Origin of the sequence: Kluyvera sp. CRP, from assembly GCF_019930565.1 — a bacterium.
Taxonomy (GTDB): Bacteria; Pseudomonadota; Gammaproteobacteria; order Enterobacterales; family Enterobacteriaceae; genus Kluyvera; species Kluyvera georgiana_A.
The window spans coordinates 1,182,529-1,205,036 of sequence record NZ_CP082841.1 but is presented as its reverse complement, the minus strand read 5'-3'; the positions used below and the strand labels follow the sequence as shown (position 1 = coordinate 1,205,036).

Here is a 22,508-nt window from a genome sequence, read left to right as displayed (position 1 = left end):
TGCTTTGCTGCGCCGCTAACGGCGCAGTTTTTTGTTTTTATTCAGGAGATTAAATGACCACGTACGCGTTTCCAAACCATTTCCTCTGGGGCGCCGCCGCCTCGGGCCCGCAAACCGAAGGCGCAGAGGGTAAACCTCACCGTTCCATCTGGGACAGCTGGCACGCCGCGCAGCCGGAGCGCTTTTACCGGGGAATCGGCCCTGAGACGGTCTGCAATACGCTGCACCGTTACAAAGAAGATGTCGCCCTGATGAAGCACATCGGGTTTAACTCATTTCGTACCTCTATTCAGTGGTCGCGGCTGATCGACGATCTGGAAACCGGCGAGCCGAACGCCGAGGCCGTCCGCTTCTACAACGACTATTTCGACGAAATGATCGCTAACGGCATCGAACCGATGGTTAACCTCTACCATTTTGATATGCCGGAAGATTTGCAAAATCGCTACGGCGGCTTCGAGTCAAAACACGTGACCGATCTGTTCGCCCGTTTTGCCGCCACGGCGTTTCGCCTGTTCGGCCATAAAATCAAATACTGGATAACCTTCAACGAGCCGATTGTGCCGGTGGAAGGCGGCTATCTGTATGACTTCCACTATCCGTGCAAAAAAGACGGCAAGCTGGCCGCGCAAGTGGCGTTTAACATCATGCTGGCGCACGCCAAAGCGGTGCAGTGCTATCGCGAGCAGACGCTGGCGGGCGAGATTGGCGTGGTACTCAACCTGACGCCGTCCTATACCCGCAACGACTCAGCGGAAGATAAAAAAGCGGCGTGGTACGCCGACCTGCTGTTTAACCGCAGCTTCCTCGACCCGCTGGTGAAGCACCAGTTCCCGAAAGAGCTGTGCGAGCTGCTGGCGGTGCATAACTGTCTGCCGGAAACCACCAAAGAAGAGGTCTCGCTGATTACCGACTCGCGGATCGACTTCCTCGGCGTGAACTACTACGTGCCGCGCCGCGTGCAGGCGCGCGAAACGCCGTACACCCTCGACTACTTCACACCGGAGTACTACTTCGAAAACTACGTCGACCCGAACGGCCGCTTTAATCCGTACCGCGACAACAACGAAATTCATCCGCAGGCGATCTACGACATTGCCAGCAATATTCGCGATAATTACGGCAATATTAAGTGGTATCTCGCCGAAATTGGCATCGCGATGGATCTGCAATCCGAAGGCCCGGTACAGGCGGATGGTGTGATTGACGATGGTTTCCGTATTGGTCTGATGGAAGAGCATCTGGTGCAGCTACACCGCGCCATCGCCGACGGCGCAAACTGCTTCGGCGTACATCAGTGGACGTTTATCGACAACTGGTCGTGGCTCAACTCGTTTAAACGCCGCTACGGGTTCTACCGCCTCGACCTTGAAACCGGCGAACGGCAGATTAAGCGCAACGGGCTATGGTTTAAGGCGCTGGCGGAGAGTAACCAGTTTACCCTCGAATAACGCCGTTTACCCGGTAGGCCGGATAAGGCGTTTACGCCGCCATCCGGCAATGTGCCGCATCGTGCCCGATGGCGCTACGCTTATCGGGCCTACGCTTATACCGGGCCAATCCCCTGCAACAGTACCGCCAGCGCGTTGCCGACAATCATCTCCGGCGTTAGCATCGCCAACCGCTCGTCTTTACGCATCCGGGAAAAGGGCACCAGCACCAGACTTAACAGGGTGGTAAACAGCAGCTCCGCCGAAAGATGCGGATTGACCTTTCCTTCCTCCTGCCAGCGTTTCACCATCGCTAACGTCGCCTGATACTTCTCATCGCCAAAACGCGCGTGAAGATGCTGGCGCAATACCGGCATCTCGCCGATCACTTCCTGCATCCACAGCGGGGCAAACCACTCGTACTGCGCTGCAAGTGTCGCCAGTTTCTTGACCATTTCTGTCAGCGCTTGCACCGGTTCGTCAGGATAATCGCCAAACACACCGCCAATTTCGGCACGCAGCGGTAAAAATCGCTCTTCGATCATCACATCCAGCAATTGCTCTCGTGAATTAAAGTAGTAGTGCAGCATCGCTGGCGTGACCCCCGCTTCGCGGGCGATCGCATTCAGTGATGTGCGCGCAACGCCTTGCTGGGAAAACAGCTGCAAAGCAATATCTATCAGCTGTTCACGCTTGTCGGCATCGGGCTTGCTGCCGCGCGGACGACCCGGTCTACGCGGTTTAAGGTTATCTTTTTGTGCTGGCATAGAAACGGGATCCCTTGACCTCTTAATGATCTTCAATAAATATTAATTATGCATTTAATTAATTTCAAGTGAGGACATGATGGCGTCCGATATGACGACAAACGCGCAGCCGCAGCAGGCTGGCGTGACCTCAATTCGTCTGCTGTTCAGCGCGCTGCTGCTGGTGATGCTGCTCTCCGCACTCGACCAGACCATCGTCTCGACCGCGCTACCGACCATTGTCGGCGAGCTGGGCGGGCTCGACAAGCTCTCGTGGGTCGTGACGGCCTATATCCTCACCTCCACCATCGTGGTACCGCTGTACGGCAAATTCGGCGATCTGTTTGGCCGCAAACGGGTACTGCAAATCTCGATTCTGTTGTTCCTCGCCGGCTCAGCGCTGTGCGGTCTGGCGCAGAATATGACCCAACTGGTGCTGATGCGGGCGCTGCAAGGGCTTGGCGGCGGCGGGCTGATGGTGATCAGTATGGCGGCGGTGGCCGATGTGATTCCTCCCGCCGAACGTGGCCGCTACCAGGGGTTATTCGGCGGAGTATTTGGTCTGGCGACGGTGATTGGCCCGCTGATCGGCGGCTTTATCGTCCAGCACGCCTCCTGGCGCTGGATTTTCTACATCAACCTGCCGTTGGGGCTCTTTGCGCTGTTTGTCATCGGCGCGGTATTCCATGCCAGCAACAAACGCAGCCAGCATCAGATTGACTGGCTGGGGGCGATTTACCTGACCCTGGCGCTGGTGTGTATTATTTTGTTCACCACCGAAGGCGGTACGGTGCGCGAGTGGAGCGACCCACAGCTGTGGTGCATTCTGGCCTTTGGTCTGGTGGGTATCGCCGGGTTCATCTATGAAGAGCGGCTGGCGTTTGAGCCGATTATCCCGCTTTCGCTGTTCCGCAACCGCAGCTTCCTGCTGTGCAGCCTGATCGGTTTTATCATCGGTATGTCGCTGTTCGGCTCAGTCACCTTCCTGCCGCTCTATTTGCAGGTGGTGAAAAACGCCACGCCAACGGAGGCTGGCTTACAGTTGATTCCGCTAATGGGCGGGCTGTTGTTGACCTCGATTATCAGCGGCCGGGCCATCAGCCGCACCGGTAAGTACCGCATCTACCCTATCGTCGGTACCCTGATGGGCTGCATCGGGATGGTGCTGTTGACGCGCATTACCATTACCTCGCCGACCTGGCAGCTGTATCTGTTTACCGGCGTGCTGGGGATGGGGTTGGGGCTGGTAATGCAGGTACTGGTGCTGGCGGTACAAAATACGGTCAGCGCCAATCTGTACGGCGTGGCGACCTCCGGGGTTACGCTGTTCCGCTCTATCGGCGGTTCCATCGGCGTGGCGCTGTTTGGCGCGGTGTTCACCTCGGTGCTGCAATCACGGCTGATGAGCCTGTTGCCGGAAGGCGCTGCCATCCCGCAAGGGATGAACCCGGTGGCGATTCACCAGCTTCCCGCGGCGATTCGTACCGACTACCTCACCGCCTTCGGCGCGGCGATCCATGCGGCGTTCGTCATGGCGGCCTGCATTATGGTGGTGGCGTTTGTGCTGTCGTGGCTGCTGAAAGAAGCGCCGCTGAAAACGCGGCACGCGTAGAACAGTGCCGGATGGCGCTGCGCTTACAGCGCCTTCGTCAGATAGTGACGCGCCATCCCCGCCAGCGGGAAATCCTCCAGCGTCTTCACCAGCTGGTAGCCCTGCTTCTGATAAAACGGCAGCGCCTGGAAGCTGATGGTGTCGACCAGCGCGTGCAGACAGCCTTTCTCCCGAGCAAGCGCCTCCGCACGTCTGATAAGCTCACTGCCCACCCCGTCACCGCGCGTCGTTTCACACACCCACAGATAGTCGATGCTGAGCCAATCGCCTTTGCGCTGGCCAATCAGACCACCGCGCATCACATCCTGCTCATCACGCAGGTAAACGCAGATATCCCCCCACCCGGAAGTATCAACAAACTGCTGGTTATAAGCCCGCAGCCCGGTGAGCAATTCCTCTTTGTCTTCCTGCGTAATAACTTCTTTAATAACAAATGGCATATTTATTCCTTATTTTTATTGGCCGACCTGATTAATTTCACAAAAAACGCTTTTTTTCTCCATTCTTTTTTGCACAACGTAAAAAAGAAAAAATCCGTATTAGAAAATGCTTTTCATCGGACGCTCACTACGTATAATGAGCGAAAAATGAGAACGATCATTCTCACTATAAATTCTTACGGAGACATGCATGACCAGCAAGCTGGAAGCCCGGCAAAAAGCCCGCCAGGACGAAATCATCGCCGCTGCCCGCCGCTGCTTTCGCAACAGCGGTTTTCACGCTGCCAGCATGTCGCAAATTGCCGCCGAAGCGAAGCTGAGCGTTGGCCAAATCTACCGTTATTTCAACAATAAAGACGCGATTATTGAAGAGATGATCCACCGGATTATCGACTATCGGATCGCCGAGATGGCGGGAAAAACTCAAACCCATCTGATGCCACACATGCTGGCGTGGCGTATGTCGTTAAACGAAGATGACGATGCGTTAATGCTGGAAATGGCCGCTGAAGCGACCCGTAATCCGCAGGTGGCCGCCTGGCTGAAAGAGGCCGATGCGCGCATGTTCAATACCGCCTGCGAGCACCTGCGTCATACCTACCCGCACCTCAGCGAAACCCGTATTCGCTGCTGCGTCGAGGTGATGGCGGTGATGGTGGAAGGGACGATTTACCGTCGACAAATTCCCCAGCAGGCCGCCGAAGAGGACATGGAAATAACGTATCAGAATATTATTAAGATGCTCGTCTCCGTTTAGCCATTCTCTTTGTAAACGTCGGATCTTTATTTCATCGTCGCCGTAACCCGGCGGCGTAGGCTTTTTTGCCACGATGACACTCTTATTTACCGAACGGGGTTAACGCTAACCCCTCCCGAATATTGCAAAAGGAGCTTTCATGCCGCGTGTTTCCCTGTCATGGGTCGTGGTGCTGGGTCTGCTTTCCGCCATTGGCCCACTCTGTACCGATTTTTATCTCCCGGCGCTGCCGGAAATCACCGAGCAACTCAGCGCGACCGGCACGCAAACCCAGCTATCTCTCACCGCTGCGCTGATCGGTCTTGGCCTCGGCCAGATGTTCTTCGGCCCGCTCAGCGACCGTATCGGTCGCCGCAAACCGCTGGCACTGTCGCTGCTGCTGTTTATCTTCTCTTCCGCGATGTGCGCCGTCACTCAGGATATTCACCTGTTGATCGGCTGGCGTTTCCTGCAAGGTTTCGCCGGGGCGGGCGGCTCGGTGCTGTCGCGCTCGATCGCCCGCGACCGTTATCAGGGAACCCTGCTCACCCAGTTTTTTGCCCTGCTAATGACCGTCAACGGCATCGCCCCGGTGCTCTCCCCGGTACTCGGTGGCTACATCATTACCGCCTTCGACTGGCGTATTCTGTTCTGGACGATGGCCGGAATTGGCGTCGTGCTGCTGGTGTTAAGCCTGACGGTGCTGCATGAAACGCTGCCGGCCAAAAGCGCCAGCACGGCGCAGCAGCCAAAGGGAACGCCAGTACTGAAGAATCGTCGGTTTATGCGCTACTGCCTGATTCAGGCCTTTATGATGGCCGGGCTGTTCTCCTACATCGGCACCTCGTCATTCGTTATTCAGAGCGAATACGGCATGAGCCCCATGCAGTTCAGCCTGTTGTTTGGCCTGAACGGTATCGGGCTGATTATCGCCGCGCTCATTTTCTCAAAACTGGCGCGCCGTGTGGCCGCTGAAACGCTACTCCGCCGTGGCCTGGTGCTGGCGGTACTGTGCGCGGCGGTGACGCTGCTGTTCGCCTGGTCCCAGTTGCCTGTTCTGGCGTTGGTCGGCCTGTTCTTTACGGTATCGTTTATGAGCGGGATCAGCACCGTTTCCGGCGCCGAAGCGATGAGCGCCGTCAGCAGCGCGCAGTCGGGCACCGCGTCGGCGTTAATGGGCACGCTGATGTTCGTCTGCGGCGGCATTGCCGCACCGTTGGCCGGATTGGGTGGCGAAACCATGCTGAAAATGAGCTTCGCGATGACCATTTCTTATGGTATCGCGCTGTTTTTCGGTCTGCTGAAGCCACGCAGAGCACGCTAAAATTCACTGCGGTAATAAAATATTCCAATATTATTACCGCAGTTTTTCCCGCTATAGCTATAAACCCCACATTACCTCACTCGTCTAATCGTGATAACCTTCACATGAATGGAATAATTAATTCCTTATACTGCTCGCCACTGTGAATGATGAGGTTTCCTATGAGTATCGACCTGAGCAAATTGCTGACTGAACGGCGCAACGCGAACAGCGCCAACATTGACACCCTCTCCACCGAAGAGATGCTGACGGTAATTAACAACGAAGATCAGCAGGTTGCTCATGCCATCACGCCGTATATTCCGCAAATTGCCCAGCTGGTTGACAGTGTCGCCAACGCGTTCCGTCATGGCGGCCGCCTGATTTACATTGGCGCGGGTACCTCCGGGCGTCTGGGTATTCTTGACGCCAGCGAATGCCCACCCACTTTCGGCACCCGCCCGGAACAAGTTGTCGGCCTGATCGCTGGCGGTCATACCGCCATTCTGAAGGCGGTTGAAAACGTCGAAGACAACGCCGCGCAGGGCGCAGAAGATTTACAGGCGCTGGGCTTTAACCAACATGACGTTCTGGTCGGCATCGCCGCCAGCGGCCGCACGCCGTATGTATTGGGCGCGATGGCCTACGCCCATCAACAAAACGCGCTGGTCGCGATCGTCAGCTGCAACCCTCACGGCGAAATGGCGCAGCGCGCCGACATCGCCATTACCCCGGTTGTCGGCCCGGAAGTGGTGACGGGCTCTACCCGCCTGAAGGCCGGTACGGCGCAGAAACTGGTGCTGAACATGATTACCACCGGGGCGATGATCCGCAGCGGCAAGGTCTACAGCAACCTGATGGTCGACGTTGAGGCCACCAACGCCAAGCTGATCGAACGCCAGATTTCCATCGTGATGGAAGCCACCGAGTGCGATCGCCCAACCGCGCAGGCGGCGCTGGATGCCTGCGGCCGCCACTGCAAAACCGCCATCGTGATGGTGCTGGCGAACTTGAGCGCAGAAGCAACCAAACAGCTGCTGGCAGACAACGGCGGCTTTATCCGCAAGGCGCTGCAACACTAATCCATCAGACTGGGGATTTCGTAGAATGGCAAAAATAAATAAAGAGATGATAGCCCGCATTCTTACCCTGGTTGGCGGAGCGCCAAACGTGGTGCAGGCGGGGAACTGTATGACTCGCCTGCGCTTAACGCTGCGCAATGAAGCGCATGCCGACGTTGCCGCCATTCGTCAGGTGGAAGGCGTGATGGGCGTGGTGGTCAGCAACGAACAATTCCAGATTATCCTGGGGCCAGGCAAGGCGCAGACCGCTTCGGAGATCATGAACCTGCTGTTGGAAGAAGCGCCGCTGACGCAGGCTGATGAGGCTCAATTCAGCGCTTCGCTGGCCGATATCGCCAGCGCCAAAAAGCAGGAGCTAAAGGGGAAACAAACCAGTAGCGTGCAGAAATTCCTCGCGAAGTTCGCCACCATTTTTACGCCACTGATCCCAGGTTTTATCGCCGTTGGCCTGCTGCTGGGTTTCGCCACGCTCGCCGAACAGCTGTTCGTGCTGGAGAACGCCCATCCGAACGCCACGCTGGTTGATGTCATCAGCTACATGAAGGTGTTCAGTAAAGGCATGTTCACCTTCCTGAGTATTCTCATCGGCTATAACGCACAGAAAGCGTTCGGCGGCTCCGGCGTTAACGGGGCGATTATCGCCGCGCTGTTTATCCTCGGCTATGACCCGAAAGCGGCGGTCGGTTTCTATTCCGGCATCTCCGACTTCTTCGGCCACGCCATTGACCCCCGCGGCAATATCATCGGCGTGCTGATTGCCTCGATCATCGGCGCGTGGGTGGAAAAACAGGTACGTCGCGTTATGCCGGCCAACCTCGACATGATCCTCACGTCAGCCGTCACGCTGCTGATTATGGGGGCGGTGACTTTCGTGGTGATTATGCCTATCGGCGGTTACCTGTTTACCGGCATGTCGTGGCTGTTCCTGCATCTTAACGGGAACCCGTTTGGTTCGGCGGTGCTGGCGGGGCTGTTCCTGCTGGCGGTGATGTTTGGTGTGCATCAGGGTTTTGTACCGGTGTACTTCGCGCTGATGGAAGCCCAGGGCTTCAACTCACTGTTCACCATTCTGGCTATGGCCGGCGCCGGTCAGGTCGGCGCGGCATTGGCGCTTTACTACCGCGCGAAACAGGGCTCGCTGCTGCGCACGCAGATTAAAGGGGCTATCATCCCCGGCCTGCTCGGCGTCGGCGAACCGCTGATCTACGGCGTCACCCTGCCGCGCATGAAGCCGTTTGTCACCGCCTGTCTTGGCGGCGCCTGTGGCGGTTTCTTTATCGGCCTCGTTGCCTGGATGGGGCTACCGGTCGGTCTGAACACGGTCTTCGGCCCGTCTGGGCTGGTCGCGCTGCCGCTGATGACCTCGGGCAGCGGTATCTACGCGGGGATGGCGGTCTATGCGGCAGGGCTTGCCGTCGCCTACTTCTGCGGTTTCCTGTTGACCTGGCTTTTTGGCAGCAAAAACGTCGATCTCAGCTAACCCTTTTGCCCCCGGCGCATCGCTGGGGGCACGCTTCCCGCCATGCTATGATGCCCGTCAGAGCAAAATAATATGACAGGGTTGAGGAAAATGGGTGCCACCAGAAAAGGGATGCTTAACGTCTTAATTGCCGCAATATTGTGGGGAAGTTCCGGCGTTTGCGCGCAGTACATCATGGAACACAGTCAGATGGGTTCCCCGTTTCTGACCATGATTCGCCTGCTTTCCGGCGGTTTTATTCTGCTGACGTTCTCTTTCCTGCACGGCGACGGCATCTTCCGCATCCTGAAAAACCGCAAAGACGCGATAAGTCTGCTGATTTTCTCGCTGGTCGGTGCGATGACCGTTCAGCTCACCTTCCTGATGGCGATTGAAAAATCCAACGCCGCAACCGCCACCGTTTTGCAGTTCCTGTCACCCACAATTATCGTGGCCTGGTTTGCCATCGTGCGCAAAGCGCGGCCTGGCCGCTTCGTCTTTGCCGCTATCGCCACCTCGCTTATCGGTACTTTCTTGCTGGTCACCCACGGCGACCCAACGTCTCTCTCGATCTCCGGCGCGGCGCTATTCTGGGGAATCGCCTCGGCCTTTGCCGCCGCGTTCTACACCACCTGGCCATCAACGTTGATAGCCCGCTACGGCACGCTACCGATCGTCGGCTGGAGCATGCTGCTTGGCGGCGCAATGCTGCTGCCGTTCTACGCAGGACAAGGCACCCACATCGTCATTACCGGTAACCTGCTGCTGGCCTTTTTCTATCTGGTGGTGATTGGTACCTCCCTGACTTTCAGCCTGTACCTGAAGGGCGCACAGATGATTGGCGGGCCAAAAGCCAGCATCCTCAGCTGCGCCGAACCGCTGAGCAGTGCGCTTTTATCGCTGCTGCTGCTCGGGATCAGCTTCACCCTGCCGGACTGGTTAGGCACGCTACTGATTTTATCCTCGGTGATACTGATTTCGCTGGACTCACGCCGTCGGGTAAAAACGGTATAGCGGGATTCCAGCTATAGTTAATTCACCGTATGAACATAAGGATATCCGTCATGAAAAAGATCTGTCTCGCTGCCTGCCTGATGCTGCCAGCCGTCGCGTTTTCCGCACCGCTCGAAGGTCTGAAGTTCGAACAGCAAAAACAGCAGGTGGTTAAAGACGTGAAGCAGAACTGCCCGGCAAACAGCGGGCTGAGCGATACCCAGTTTGCCAATCGCGTGCTGGAGTCGGCTGAGAATAAAACCGCGGTGCAGAGCGCCACGCGGGCGTTGGATAAGAACGATCGCGCGGCCTATGAGAAGGCGATAAAAACCATTCAGTGCCCCACCCAGAAATAGCAATAAGCAATCGTAGGCCGGATAAAGCAGATCCGGCAACGTGCCGCACCACGCCTGACGGCTGTTACGCTTGTCAGGCCACCTCCCACAGCTCCCGTCTGTTGCCGCTCTTGCTCAATTGATGCTCATTTCATCCTCAAACGACAATTTTCTGTGACCCAGGACGAAATAATTAGTCTCATAAGCATGAGAAATTGATGGGTATCACACTTCTAGCTTTTATGAATAGAAACCGGTTTCAGTTTCATATCAAATCACAATCGCAATAACTTTTTACATTTCGAGGATAGGCACCAATGTACAAGATTATGCTCCGCCGCTGAATTCCACAGCGTGCGTAAAAGATTTTAAAATGAACTTTCGTCATCACTCATGATTGAGCGATCCATTATTTATGGACGCTAAATACGGTGGTCTCGCATGTTATTTATATGCTGGTCAATGAGGCCATGTATTAACCTTTGCTGCGCGCTTAAAAGGCGCTCAACAATGAACAACAAACAATAATTAATACCATCAACTGCACCATAAGCCGGAACCGTTAGTTAAGTAAGATAAATTTAACAGTAAGCATTGATATATTATTTCCGACCTCTTTTTATCATGACTTTAAATAGTTAGAGGATATTATTATGGTTAGGTTAGAGGATGCGGTAATGGAAATTATCATTAACGCGGGCCAGTCCAGATCGCTGTGCTTTGAGGCGCTGCACGCCGCACGTCAGGGTGAAATGGAGGAGGCCAAAAATCTCCTGCGGGAAGCCGATGGCTATGCCCGCCAGGCGCACCATATGCAAACCAAGCTTATTGAGCAGGATGCAGGTGACGCGCGTCAGCCCATGACCTTAATTATGGTACACGCGCAGGATCATTTAATGAATTCCCTGTTGGCACGTGAACTATCGGAAGAGATTATTCATCTTTACCAACGTTAATATTTAGGCATTCTGACTACGGAGATATTAATTACGCTAATTATTTAACTGTACCCTACGATATTAAAAATAAAATCAGCTTGTTTTGGTGGCGTCTTTTTATATTTACACCAGAACGGGATGGTTATTGTCTGAGAATATAATTAATTAATTTGAGATAACCATGAAAACTGTAAAAAAATTTCCTTTAGCTATGGCGGTTATTGCCGCACTTTGCCCTCTTTCCTCTGTAATGGCACAAGAATTTACTCAGGAACAAATCGACGCCATTGTGGCCAAAGCCGTCGATAAAGCACTGGCGGATCGTCAGGCCAAAATGGACGCCGCCGCCGCGAAGAAGGTGGATCTGGAGACCAACCCACAGACCGCAGCAGCGACGCCGGATATGGCGGTACCGTTCGGCCTGAAGTTCAGCGGCTACGCCCGCTACGGCGCGCATTTCCAGGCAGGCGATCAGAAATACGTCGGCGTGGACGGCTCTTATAACGGCGCCTCGGCGATCGGTCGTCTGGGTAACGAAGGCAACGGCGGCGAATTCCAGCTCACCAAGGCCTTTAAGAGCGAAAAAGGCGCGATCTGGGATATCAACGTAATGTTCGACCACTGGAGCGACGAAGTGAACCTGAAAAAGGCCTACGTCGGCGTGACCAACGTGCTCGAATCCAACCCGAACGCCTATATCTGGGCCGGTCGTGACTTCCACCAGCGTCCGCAACAGGGTATCAACGACTACTTCTGGATGAACCACGACGGCCAGGGCGCCGGGGTGAAAAACTTTGATATTGGCGGCGTGCAGTTCGACGTGGCCACGGTGGCTCAGGTGAAATCCTGTAGCCCGGAAGTGATGGCCGATGAGTCGAACCCGTCGCGCATCACCTGTACCGGTAACTCCGACACCGGTGATGACGGCCACTACGCGCTGACCACCAAAACCCACAACATCAAAGCGGGCCCAATCGATGTTGAGGTGTACGCCAACTACGGCTTCGACTCCAAAGCGGTGGATAACGACAAGCAGCTCGATGCCTGGCAGGGCGGCCTGCTGTTAAGCCACACCAACAGCGATGACAGCGGCGTGAACAAGGTTATCCTGCGCTACTCCGATAACTCGGATAACAGCGTGTTCAACAAAACCGACGGTCTGACGGCCATCTACGCCAGCTTCGAGGGTAACTACAAGTTCACCCAGCAGGCGCAGGTGGAATACCTGCTGGCGTTCCACGACTACGACAACAGCAAAGACAAAACCGATAACCGTAAAAACTACGGCGCGATTGTGCGTCCGATGTACTTCTGGAACGACGTGCACTCGACGTGGCTGGAAGCGGGCTACCAGCGTGTGGATTACGACCAGGGCGGAGATAACCACGGCTGGAAGCTGACGCTGTCGCAGAACATCGCGATTGGTATGGGCCCGGAATTCCGTCCGATGCTGCGCTTCTACGTGACCGGCGGTCAGGTCGACAACAAGCGCACGGCGAAGGTGAACGGTACCGACGACCAGCAGCTGGATTCACTGAACTTCGGCGGCATGTTTGAGGCGTGGTTCTAAGCGAGCGTGATAGCTCCTCTCGCCCAAAACGGGCGAGAGGGTACGATTGGCGTAGGCAGTGTTCTACGCCATCTTCTCACTGAATTCTCACCTTCGCCGTCACCAGCACGGCGGTCAGCAGCATCAGCGCGCCGGAAATCATTAACGGCGAAGTCAGCCCCAGACGATCCAGCGCCAGTCCGCCAATCGCCGCGCCACAGGTATTCGCCAACTGAATGACGGCCACCTGAATCGAACCGGCTTTTTCCGCCTGATCGGCCAGTGAGCGGGTAATCCACGTCGACCAGCCCACCGGCACCAGCGCAAACGCCAGCCCCCAGATAATCGCGATGCCAGCGGCGACCACTTTCTCGCCGCCCCACAACGTAAGCACCAGCGCGCTCACCGCCAGCACCAGCGGCGCACCGGCTAGCGCCAGTTTGACCGACCGTTTAAGGATAACGGAAGAGAACGACGTACCGATAAAGCTGGCGATACCGAAGCTCAGCAGCACCAACGTCAGGCCATCAACGTCAAAGCCCGCCAGATTCATATACACCGGGCGAATATAAGTGAAGAAGGCAAACTGCCCGGCGAAGGACATAAAGATGGCGATCATCCCGGCCATCACGCCGGGACGCTGCAGCAGGCTAAACATGTTTTGCTTCTGATGCGCAGGTTCACCCGGCAGCGATGGCAACGCCTTCACCACCCAAATGCAACACAGCAGCCCCATTACCGCCGCCGCGTTAAAGACGTTACGCCAGCCGATGATACCGCCCAGAAAACTCCCCAGCGGCGCAGCAATCACCAGTGCGATAGACACCGCGCCAAAGATCACCGACAACGCTTTCGGCACCGTACGAGCGGGCACCAGACGCATCGTCAGTGAAGCCGACATGGCCCAGAAGCCCCCCAGCGCCAGCCCCAGACAAGCACGCCCCAACAGCAGCAACGTGAACGAACTGGCAAACGACACCAGCAGGCAGGAAAGCGTCAGGAGAACGGAGAACAGAATCACCACGTAGCGACGGTTGGTCGCGCCAATGGCCTGGGTAATAAACAGGCTGGAGAACATGGCGACAAACGCGGTCACCGTGACCGACTGCCCGGCGACGCCTTCGGAAATCCCCAGATCCTGCGCCATCGGCGTCAGCAGGCTGACGGGTAAAAACTCGACGGTAATCAGGCAGGCGACGCAAAACGCCACGGCGAAAACCGCCGACCAGTTGGGCCGCGCAACGACGTCAGCGCGGGTTTTTTCTTCACGATATTCACTCATTTTGTTACCTGCGGAGGGTGTCTTTGCGGAAAAGACACGCAGTGTAACATCTTAACTGTGACGTATTTAACGTTTTAGCAACTGACATGGTTGCGCTGCATTTTGCGAGGCCGATCGGAAGCTGAGAATTATCGTCTCTCCCTGCGTGCAAAACCAAAAGGCAAGACATAGTGTATCACCTGGTGCTACACTTTAGACTACAGGATGTCAACCTGATGCGAATATTCAAAACCAGGTGGTTTAACAGGGAAGCGAAATCCCACACGATAAAAGATGACGAGTTAAGTGAGGCAGTCAACGCCGTACTACAGGGAAAAGCAGATAATCTCGGAGGTGGGGTTTATAAAAAACGTCTCAATCAGAACCGCGATCGCGCAATTGTGCTGGCAAAGGGAGGTGAACATTGGTTTTACACCTTTCTGTATGCCAAACAGGATATGGCAAACATCAGCTATGGCGAACTCGCGGGCTTTCGTGAGTTAGCAAAGTACTATGCTTGCCTTACCGAAGATCAGATAACGGCACTCATTAACAATAAAGAACTGATAGAGGTGCGCCATGTCAGCAAAAACTAAATTCAAAAGCCCTGCCTTTGAAGCAATTCACAGCGCGGCATCTGGATTATTTAGCGTGGATGCCATTCCTCTGGAGACAATGCGCAGTTTTGATACCACCTGCTTAAGCAATATCAGGGACCTGCAGCCGCTTGAAATAAAAGCGCTCCGTGAAGAGCTCAAGGTTAGCCAACCCGTTTTCGCCCGCTATCTGAATACCAGCGTATCAACGGTACAGAAATGGGAAAGCGGCGTTAAACGCCCCAGCGGGATGTCACTGAAACTGCTGAGTGTTGTTCAAAAACACGGCCTTAAGGTTCTGCTGTGACGATTTATGTCGGATAACGCAGCAGATAATTACGCCACACCATCGCCGATAACATCAATGCAGCCAGTGAACGCCGTTTTCATCATGGAACAGCGCGTTGTAGCGATACTGGAAAGCGTTGAGCTCGCTAATCTCCGGTTCCAGTTCGCGCAGGAAGCTGAGCGCCAGGCGCACCTGAGCGTCGGTGATGGGCGCGGCGAGACGGGCTTTTTGCAGCCGCCGATGCCAGGTGAGCATATTGGATTCACTGCCGTCGACGATGCACACCTGCCAGATCAGCAGCATCTGCGCCGCATTCTGCAAATGGGCTTCGTTAGGGCGCTCCAGATAACGTAAAAACTCTTCGCCCTGCGCTTTCCCTAACTGGTCGATCATCGACTCTACCGGTTCTGGCGTGATCGCCAGTCGTTCGCTGAGACGGCGTATAGCCCGTCGGGAACTCGAGGTCAGGATCCGAAATCCGACAACAAATACCACCGCCAGGGTGGCCAGAATTAACCAGATCATGCACGCTCTCACTTAGGCTAAACCCGGACATGATAATGGGATTTTGCGCGCTGTCGATAATCGGGCATACCATAATGTGCGTTAGCTCGATGAAGGTAGAGGATGATGAAAGCGGATCTCAGATCCCAGGCATAAAAAAGCCCGGTGCAGAACCGGGCAAACGTTACCAAACACACTTACGCCATTTTTAACTGCTGAATCTTTTTCTCACGGCGAATTTTACGTTCTTCAAAGATAGCGACGATGGCCATCAGGCAGATACAGCCAATGGCGGCGGTATCCAGCGCGGCAAAGGTGCCCGCCCAACCGGTGAGGCCGAAAATCGGCGTGCCGTCGGCAATCATCCCCAGACCCAGCTTGGCGAAGCTGTCACCAATCAGGTAGGCGAAGGTGCCTTTAATGCCATCGGCCGCGCCGATTGCTTTTTTCGGAACGAAACCTACCGCCGCCACGCCGATTAACAGCTGCGGGCCGAACACCAGGAAGCCGAGAGCAAACAGCGAAGCCAGATAGACATACTGATTGCTGGCGTGCTGATAAACGCCCAGCGTCGCGATAATGAGTGCCAGCGCCACGCAAGCCACCAGCGCACGACGACCGTTCGCCAGGTCAGAGAGCCAGCCCCACAGCAGCGTGCCGACCAGCGCGCCCACTTCAAACAGGGTAAAGCCCTGAATCGCCACTTCTTTGGAGAGCTTCAGCTCCTGGAAAGCGTAGACGGTGGACCACTGGTCAATACCGATACGCACCACGTACAGGAAGATGTTGGAGAAGCACAGCAGCCAGATCACTTTGTTTTTCAGCACGTACTCAACAAAGATCTGCCATTTGGTCATCTCGTTTTCTTCGGTCTCTTTGTCCTCTTCGCTGATCTCCTCGCCGAACAGCTCTTCAGCTTTGCCAAGACCGTAAGATTCCGGGGAATCGCTGCCAAAACGCAGGCCGATAAAGCCGACAATCAGGGCAATAATCGACGGGAAGATAAACATACCTATCACGTGACCGTCGAACAGGTAATTTGCGCCGAACAGCGCCACGCCCGCCGCACCCGCACCGCCGAGGTTATGGGAGATATTCCACATGCCGAGGTAGGAACCGCGCTTACGGCGCGGCGTCCACTTGGTGATGGTGGAATAACTGCACGAGCCACCGGTGCTCTGGAAGAAACCGCTCAGAGCATAGAAAGTAATCATCAGGAACAAGCTGACGGAGCCCGAGCCCATGCTGGCGCTGAAGCCGAGCATACAAATGGCGGAGAGGATCAGCATAAACGGCAGGAACTGCTTGGTGTTTTTGCCGTCAGCGTAGTAGGAAACCAGCGTTTTGCCCACGCCGTAGGTAATGGAAAAGCCCAGACCAATCATCCCCAACTGCGTCATGCTCAGCCCGTAGGTGGAGATCATGTCGTTCTGCGCGATGTTGAAGTTTTTGCGGATCAGATACATGGTCAGGTAGCCGATAAAGACCACCAGGTAAGACTGCATGAACGGTTTGAACCACATTTTGCGCCGCACATCGAGCGGCAGATCCAGGGTCGGTTTGCGCACCTGGTTTAAGAAGGCCAGCATGGGTATCTCCTGATTTTTATACCTGCGTGATGGCCGGTATTGTAAAAATCAGCGGCGCAGCTGGCCTGAGACAGCGTCCAGGTGGAACCGGGAAAATTTCTTAGTTTTACGCCGTTTGTCGAAGAAAGGTGAAGCAGGTCACGCTTCGCGCGGGGCCTGGGCGTTTAAAAACGGCAGCAGCAGCAGTGCGGAAATCCCCGCCGCAATGGCGATCACCACGAAGAATCCGGTCCAGTGCCACGCTTCCATCACCTTCGCCAGCGGCCAGCCGGAGAGCGAGGCCCCCAGATAAGCAAACAGCCCGACAAACCCGGTCGCCGCGCCTGCCGCCTCTTTGTGCGAGCACTCCGCCGCCGCCATGCCAATCAGCATCTGCGGGCCAAAGACGAAGAACCCGGTGGTGAAGAAGCACGCCGCCTGCATCACGTAGCTGGCGAATGGCATCAGCCACAGCGAGCCGACCGAAAGCAGAATCCCGGCGGCGAAAATCAAGTTCATCGGCCCTCGATTGCCGTTAAACAGCTTGTCCGAGCCCCAGCCTGCAACCAGCGCGCCGATAAAGCCGCCCAGTTCAAACATGGTGACAGCAGTGTTGGCGGTGACCAAATCGACGCCGAGCGTCTCCGACATATACAGATTGCCCCAGTCGTTGATCGCCGCGCGCACCACGTACACCAGCACGTAGCACAACGACAATAGCCAGATATACGGGTTGAGTAACACGTACCGGGTGAGGATCTCTTTACGAGTCAGCCCCGCCCCTTCCTGCTGTTGGGCTATCTCCAGCGCGTCGTGCTGCCAGTCGCCAACCGGCGGCAAGCCTACCGCCTGCGGTCTGTCGCGCAGTCGCCAGCAAAGAAAAACGCCCACCACGATCGCCAGCAACCCGGCAATCATCATCCCGGCGCGCCAGCCGTAATGCAGCGCCGCCGCCCCCATCACCATCGGAATCAGCGCTCCGCCGACGTTGTGCGCAGTGTTCCAGATGGCCCACCAGCCCCCACGCTCGTTGCGCGAATACCACGCGGTGAGCAAGCGGGCGCACACCGGCGCCCCCCAGCCCTGGAAGAAGGCGTTCAGCGCCCACAGCACGGCAAAGGCCCACAGAGAGGTGGAGAAACCGAACAGAATATTGACCACGCCGGTAGCGATTAGCCCGATACCCATAAAATAGCGGGCGTTCGAGCGGTCGCTGACGATACCTGAAACAAACTTCGACAGTCCGTAGGTGATGTAAAACAGCGTCGCCAGCAGACCGATATCGCTGCGGGTCAGCACGCCGCTGGTGATGATCTCCGGCACCGCGGCGTTAAAGCTTTTACGGGTGAAGTAAAACAGCGCGTAGCCGAGCCAGATGGTCAGCAGGATATGCCGCCGCCAGTAACGGTAACGGGCGTCCACTTCCTGCTTGTCGGTGATGAGCGGCACGCTGGCCGGGGCTTTTAAAAACTGAAACATCGCCGTTCCTCAGGCGTAGCGCTGGGGCAGCGACACGCTAACGCGCGTGCCGTGCATGCAGGAAATCGTGAGTGAACCACCGAGCGCCGTCACGCGCTCGCGCATACCGGTGAGGCCAAAACCTTGCTGATTCGAACCCGGCGGCAAGCCGCTGCCGTCGTCCTCAATGACCAGCATCAGCCGTTCATCCTGTTGCCAACCCTGGAGCGTCACCGCGCTGGCGTTGGCGTGCTTAACAATGTTGTTGAGCCCTTCCTGACAGACGCGAAACAGCGTCACGCGCTGGCTTTCGCTCAACAATGACTCATCGATTCGCCAGTCAAGGTGGCTGACGATACCGCGGCTTTCCAGCTCCATTTCACGCATCAGCGAACGAATAGCCTGTTCCAGCGTGAGATCGTCCAGCTGGCGCGGGCGCAGGCGACCCAGCAGGCGGCGCACGGCATCGTATACGCCCAGCGAAAGCTGTTCAATGTGCGCCCCACTCTGCTTCACCCCGACGTTGTCGGGAGCCAGTCGCTGAACAATACCCGCCTGCGTGCGAATGGCGGTGATGGTCTGGCCGATATCATCGTGCAGTTCGCGCGCGACGTCGCGGCGCACGCTCTCTTCGGTTTCCAGCAGACGTTCCGCCAGCCGGTGGTTGCGCGCCAGTTCGTTTTGCAGCGACTGGTTAAGCTCACGTAGCCGCTGAATGCCGGCACCGAGCAGCAGCCCGGTCAGGCTTTGCGCCAGCAGCGAGAGCAGTAAATCGACCGGGTGATCGTGCCAGGTCTGGCTGGCAATCAGCGCGATAGCGTTCATCAACGTCGCAATCAGCGCTCCCTGCCAGCCGTAGTGCCAGGCGAGCGCGATAATCGGTAAGGCAAGACAGAACGGGGTAAAGCGCGACAGCTCGGCGGGTAAACCGAGCTGTAGCCACAGACTGACGGTGAACAGCAGCAGATACCAGACCAGATGTCGTCCACGCCAGTTCACCGGCTGCGACACCAGCGCCGGGCCGAGCGGCAGCCAGGTGGTGCTGGTGAGATAGTGCCAGAACACCAGACAGATCGGCGCTAACGTCAGGCCGCCGGTGAGCGTCAGCAGCAGCGCATTCCAGGCCGCTTCGCCTTGCCCCAGCCAGGGCAGCGATTGCAGTAGCGCCGCAGCCGTCAGCGCCGCCCCCTGCAAAAGCAATGTGCGCCAGTCGCGTTGATGACGATAGCGGGAAATCAGCGTGACCGGCAGCAACGTGAGAAAACTGCCGATCATCAAAACCGGCAGATGCGCCAACGCCACTTCCTGCGCCAGCCAGTACATCAGCAGCCACTCCGCGCCCAGCAGCACCGGCCAGTAGCTGCGCGGGCATTGCAGCATTAATCCCAGACGAAGGCCGAACGGAAACAGCAGCACCGCCAGCTCCGGGCGCTCAACCAGGTGCAGGCTGATACTCCACAGGCAAAACCACGCGGCGGAAAAGATAAAGAAACAGGCGACAACGGTAATCAACCGGGAGAAAAGTGCGTTCATTGCCAGCCGTCAAACATGCGGCGCGCCAGCTCAACGTCGTTGCTGACGTCCAGCTTTTCCATCAGGTTAGCGCGATGAACGTGCACCGTCTTCGGTGACAACCCCAGCTCGGCGGCGATCTCTTTGACCGCCATGCCCTGCGCCAGTTTTTCCGCCACCTGACGCTCACGCTTGGTCAACGGATCCTGACGACCGGCCGCCAGCTTGACGGCAATATCCGGCGTTAAGTAGCAACCGCCTGTCGCCACGGTATGTACGGCGGCAATCAGTTCATCCGGGCTACAGCGCTTGGAGAGAAAGCCGCGCGCCCCGGCATTCAGCGCCTGCTCGACCAGCGCCGGGCTGTCGTGGACGGAGAGCATGATGATCGCCATCCCTTTTGGCAACTGGCTCAGCAGCTCAAGGCCCGAGATATCGGGCATCGAAATATCGCAAATGCACACCTGCACGCCTCGCCCCGGTAAGCCGGCCAACGCCTCGCGCCCGGAACCAAACTCCGCAATGACCTGCAAATCCGGTTCCAGACCGAGCAGCTGGGCAAAGCCGGAGCGGACGATAGTGTGGTCGTCGATAAGGGCGATGGTGATCATGGGTTTGTCCTGGCGGATAAAAAAACGCGCTTACCTTAACGATAAGCGCGTGGCTGTTCAAGTCTTGAGCGAACTACTCGAAGAAGACGGAGATTTTATTAAACATCGAGGGATCTGACTGGTTGCGGGCCACTTTCACCACATCTTCCAGCTTGTCGATCTGGCTCATCATCTGCTCAAGGCGCTGGTCGTCATTCACCAATAGCCAGATTCGGCTATGGTCGCTGCCGTGGATCGGCAGACAGAGAATGCCCTCCACGTTAAACGCACGACGGGCAAATAGCCCGCAGACGTGAGTCATGACGCCCGGATGGTTGCGCACGGTAAGCTCCAGAATAACGTTATCATGAGTCTGTTTTTGCATGGCTTATTCCCCCACCATTTCGCTATTCGCCGCACCCGGCGGAACCATCGGATATACTTTTTCTTCCGCATCGATACGCACGTGGATCAGCGCCGGTCCAGGACGGTTGATGATCGCCTGCAGCGCCGCTTGCGGATCCGTTTCGTTGTTTAAATCGCAGGTTTCAAGGCCGAAACCGGCGGCAATTTGCATAAAGTTAATCATGCCCGGATAGGTGGCGGCAAATACGCCCTGCTTGTAGAACAGGCTCTGCTGTTGATGCACCAGCCCCAGCGCCTGGTTGTTCATCAGGATAATCTTCACGTCCAGCTGATTTTCTGCCGCCGTCGCCATCTCCTGGATGTTCATCATCAGGCTGCCGTCACCGGAGAAACACAGCACTTTCTTGTCCGGATTCACCAGCGCCGCGCCGATGGCCGCCGGCAGGCCGAAGCCCATGGTGCCGAGGCCGCCGGAGGTCAGCCACTGGCGTGGACGGTTCAGCGGGTAAGCCTGCGCTGCCCACATCTGATGCTGGCCCACGTCGGTGGTGATGATCGCGTTATCGTCTACACAGGCGGCAACAGCGTTGATCAGGCCGTAATGGCTGAGCGGGTCACCGGCTTGCGGAATCGCCCCCGGGAACTCTTGTTGCAGCTCGGCGACTTTACCGCGCCACTCGGTACGCGGCTGCGCGTCAATCTGCGGCAGCAGCTGCGCCAGAACGTCATCCACATCCGCCTGAATCGCCACATGCGCCTGCTTGATTTTGCCCAGCTCGGCGCGGTCGATATCCACGTGAATAATTTTCGCGTTCGGACAGAATTCCGCCACTTTACCGGTCGCCCGGTCATCAAAACGTGCACCTAAAACTACCAGCAAATCAGATTGTTGCAGAATAAAGTTGGTACTGCGCGCGCCATGCATGCCCAGCATGCCTAACGACAGCGGGTGCGCTTTCGGCAGCATGCCCAGCGCCATCAGCGTCATGGTGGTTGGCAGGTTGGCTTTCTCGGCCAGTTCGCGTACGCGTTGCGGCGCGTTAATCACCCCGCCGCCGAGATACAGCACTGGACGCTGCGCAGCGTTAATCATCGCCGCCGCTTCGCTGACGCTCCCGGCGCTAAAGTCTGGCGTGGCAGCGCGACCGCCCGGTTCCGGCAGTTCGCTGATGTCGATTTCCGCGGTCTGCACATCCTTAGGAATGTCTATCCACACCGGACCTGGGCGACCCGACTGCGCAATCCGGAAGGCATCAGCAATAACCTGCGGTAATTCATTGATGTTGCGGACTAAGTAGTTGTGTTTAGTGATGGGGATAGAGATACCGTAGGTGTCGACTTCCTGGAACGCGTCGGTACCGATTAACGAGGAGGCCACCTGGCCGGTGATACACACCAAGGGAATGGAGTCGAGGCGCGCGTCGGCAATAGCGGTGACCAGGTTGGTGGCGCCGGGGCCGCTACAGGCCATGCACACCGCCGGCTTACCTTGGGTGCGCGCCATGCCCTGGGCGATAAAGCCCGCGCCCTGCTCGTGTCGCGCCAGAATATGACGGATTTGCGTGCTCTGGCTTAACGCGTCGTACAGCGGAAGCACCGTGCCGCCGGGGATGCCGGTCACCATAGTGATGCCCTGACGCTCCAGTAAATGAACGATTAACTGCGCGCCCGTAAACCGGGTCGGTTGTGATGTTGTGCCCGAACTTGCCATGCTCCAGTCCTTTTATTCTGGGCCGACCAT

At 56.6% G+C, this 22,508-nt stretch carries 22 protein-coding genes; 12 read left to right on the top strand and 10 right to left on the bottom strand.

The window, feature by feature from the left end; all coding sequences use genetic code 11:
- The first annotated feature begins 53 nt into the window (after positions 1-53).
- Positions 54-1,451, top strand: a complete 1,398-nt coding sequence (locus K7B04_RS05575) for a glycoside hydrolase family 1 protein (protein WP_223803646.1) — start codon at positions 54-56, stop codon at positions 1,449-1,451.
- A gap of 95 nt (positions 1,452-1,546) precedes the next feature.
- Here the strand turns inward: K7B04_RS05575 and K7B04_RS05570 are convergent, their stop codons facing one another.
- Positions 1,547-2,197, bottom strand: coding sequence for a TetR/AcrR family transcriptional regulator (locus K7B04_RS05570; RefSeq protein ID WP_167574718.1), 651 nt, complete (start codon positions 2,195-2,197; stop codon positions 1,547-1,549).
- 91 nt (positions 2,198-2,288) lie between these two features.
- On the opposite strand from K7B04_RS05570, the gene K7B04_RS05565 reads away from it, so the two are divergent.
- A complete protein-coding gene (locus K7B04_RS05565) occupies positions 2,289-3,788 on the top strand; it encodes an MDR family MFS transporter (RefSeq protein WP_223803645.1) in 1,500 nt (499 codons plus the stop codon).
- A 23-nt stretch (positions 3,789-3,811) separates the two neighbouring features.
- Here K7B04_RS05565 and K7B04_RS05560 read toward each other — a convergent pair whose 3' ends face one another.
- Positions 3,812-4,228, bottom strand: coding sequence for a GNAT family N-acetyltransferase (locus K7B04_RS05560; RefSeq protein ID WP_223803644.1), 417 nt, complete (start codon positions 4,226-4,228; stop codon positions 3,812-3,814).
- Between the two features lie 190 nt (positions 4,229-4,418).
- On the opposite strand from K7B04_RS05560, the gene K7B04_RS05555 reads away from it, so the two are divergent.
- From K7B04_RS05555 to K7B04_RS05520, 8 genes are all read left to right on the top strand, one after another.
- The gene (locus K7B04_RS05555; protein WP_223803643.1) at positions 4,419-4,985 is read left to right on the top strand and encodes a TetR/AcrR family transcriptional regulator; all 567 of its coding nucleotides are present in this window, start codon (positions 4,419-4,421) and stop codon (positions 4,983-4,985) included.
- Positions 4,986-5,124: 139 nt separating this feature from the next.
- The gene (locus K7B04_RS05550; RefSeq protein WP_223803642.1) at positions 5,125-6,288 is read left to right on the top strand and encodes a multidrug effflux MFS transporter; all 1,164 of its coding nucleotides are present in this window, start codon (positions 5,125-5,127) and stop codon (positions 6,286-6,288) included.
- A gap of 161 nt (positions 6,289-6,449) precedes the next feature.
- Positions 6,450-7,349 (top strand): N-acetylmuramic acid 6-phosphate etherase, encoded by a 900-nt coding sequence (gene murQ / locus K7B04_RS05545; RefSeq protein WP_223803641.1) that lies wholly within the window; start codon positions 6,450-6,452, stop codon positions 7,347-7,349.
- Between the two features lie 25 nt (positions 7,350-7,374).
- Positions 7,375-8,829: a PTS N-acetylmuramic acid transporter subunit IIBC gene (gene murP / locus K7B04_RS05540; RefSeq protein ID WP_163449019.1), complete on the top strand. Its 1,455-nt coding sequence runs from the start codon at positions 7,375-7,377 to the stop codon at positions 8,827-8,829.
- A 90-nt stretch (positions 8,830-8,919) separates the two neighbouring features.
- Positions 8,920-9,822, top strand: a complete 903-nt coding sequence (locus K7B04_RS05535) for an EamA family transporter (protein WP_223803640.1) — start codon at positions 8,920-8,922, stop codon at positions 9,820-9,822.
- A gap of 50 nt (positions 9,823-9,872) precedes the next feature.
- Positions 9,873-10,157 (top strand): YicS family protein, encoded by a 285-nt coding sequence (locus tag K7B04_RS05530; protein ID WP_163449021.1) that lies wholly within the window; start codon positions 9,873-9,875, stop codon positions 10,155-10,157.
- A 632-nt stretch (positions 10,158-10,789) separates the two neighbouring features.
- Entirely contained in the window at positions 10,790-11,092 is a 303-nt protein-coding gene (locus K7B04_RS05525) for a PTS lactose/cellobiose transporter subunit IIA (protein WP_223803639.1), read from the top strand.
- A gap of 163 nt (positions 11,093-11,255) precedes the next feature.
- Positions 11,256-12,644 (top strand): carbohydrate porin, encoded by a 1,389-nt coding sequence (locus K7B04_RS05520; RefSeq protein WP_223803638.1) that lies wholly within the window; start codon positions 11,256-11,258, stop codon positions 12,642-12,644.
- 76 nt (positions 12,645-12,720) lie between these two features.
- On the opposite strand, the gene nepI is transcribed toward K7B04_RS05520, so the two are convergent.
- Entirely contained in the window at positions 12,721-13,905 is a 1,185-nt protein-coding gene (gene nepI, locus K7B04_RS05515) for a purine ribonucleoside efflux pump NepI (protein ID WP_163447670.1), read from the bottom strand.
- A 215-nt stretch (positions 13,906-14,120) separates the two neighbouring features.
- Here nepI and K7B04_RS05510 point away from each other — a divergent pair, with 215 nt between their 5' ends.
- Together K7B04_RS05510 and K7B04_RS05505 are read left to right on the top strand one after the other, a co-directional pair.
- Positions 14,121-14,480: a type II toxin-antitoxin system RelE/ParE family toxin gene (locus K7B04_RS05510; RefSeq protein WP_163447669.1), complete on the top strand. Its 360-nt coding sequence runs from the start codon at positions 14,121-14,123 to the stop codon at positions 14,478-14,480.
- Positions 14,464-14,787, top strand: coding sequence for a DNA-binding transcriptional regulator (locus K7B04_RS05505; protein ID WP_163447668.1), 324 nt, complete (start codon positions 14,464-14,466; stop codon positions 14,785-14,787). The genes K7B04_RS05510 and K7B04_RS05505 overlap by 17 nt, the downstream gene beginning before the upstream one ends.
- 54 nt (positions 14,788-14,841) lie before the next feature.
- On the opposite strand, the gene K7B04_RS05500 is transcribed toward K7B04_RS05505, so the two are convergent.
- From K7B04_RS05500 to ilvB, 7 genes are all read right to left on the bottom strand, one after another.
- Positions 14,842-15,294 carry a DUF1198 family protein gene (locus tag K7B04_RS05500; RefSeq protein ID WP_064540789.1) on the bottom strand — a complete coding sequence of 151 codons (453 nt, stop codon included), beginning with the start codon at positions 15,292-15,294 and terminating at the stop codon, positions 14,842-14,844.
- 176 nt (positions 15,295-15,470) lie between these two features.
- A complete protein-coding gene (uhpT, locus tag K7B04_RS05495) occupies positions 15,471-16,862 on the bottom strand; it encodes a hexose-6-phosphate:phosphate antiporter (RefSeq protein WP_064540786.1) in 1,392 nt (463 codons plus the stop codon).
- Between the two features lie 138 nt (positions 16,863-17,000).
- On the bottom strand, positions 17,001-18,320 hold the full coding sequence (locus K7B04_RS05490; protein WP_163447667.1) for an MFS transporter: 1,320 nt from the start codon (positions 18,318-18,320) through the stop codon (positions 17,001-17,003).
- A gap of 9 nt (positions 18,321-18,329) precedes the next feature.
- The gene (gene uhpB, locus K7B04_RS05485; protein ID WP_223803637.1) at positions 18,330-19,832 is read right to left on the bottom strand and encodes a signal transduction histidine-protein kinase/phosphatase UhpB; all 1,503 of its coding nucleotides are present in this window, start codon (positions 19,830-19,832) and stop codon (positions 18,330-18,332) included.
- Entirely contained in the window at positions 19,829-20,422 is a 594-nt protein-coding gene (gene uhpA, locus K7B04_RS05480) for a transcriptional regulator UhpA (RefSeq protein WP_223803636.1), read from the bottom strand. Before uhpA ends, uhpB begins: the two co-directional genes overlap by 4 nt.
- A 73-nt stretch (positions 20,423-20,495) precedes the next feature.
- Entirely contained in the window at positions 20,496-20,786 is a 291-nt protein-coding gene (gene ilvN / locus K7B04_RS05475; protein ID WP_065357373.1) for an acetolactate synthase small subunit, read from the bottom strand.
- 3 nt (positions 20,787-20,789) lie between these two features.
- A complete protein-coding gene (gene ilvB, locus K7B04_RS05470; RefSeq protein ID WP_223803635.1) occupies positions 20,790-22,478 on the bottom strand; it encodes an acetolactate synthase large subunit in 1,689 nt (562 codons plus the stop codon).
- Between the last annotated feature and the right edge of the window lie 30 nt (positions 22,479-22,508).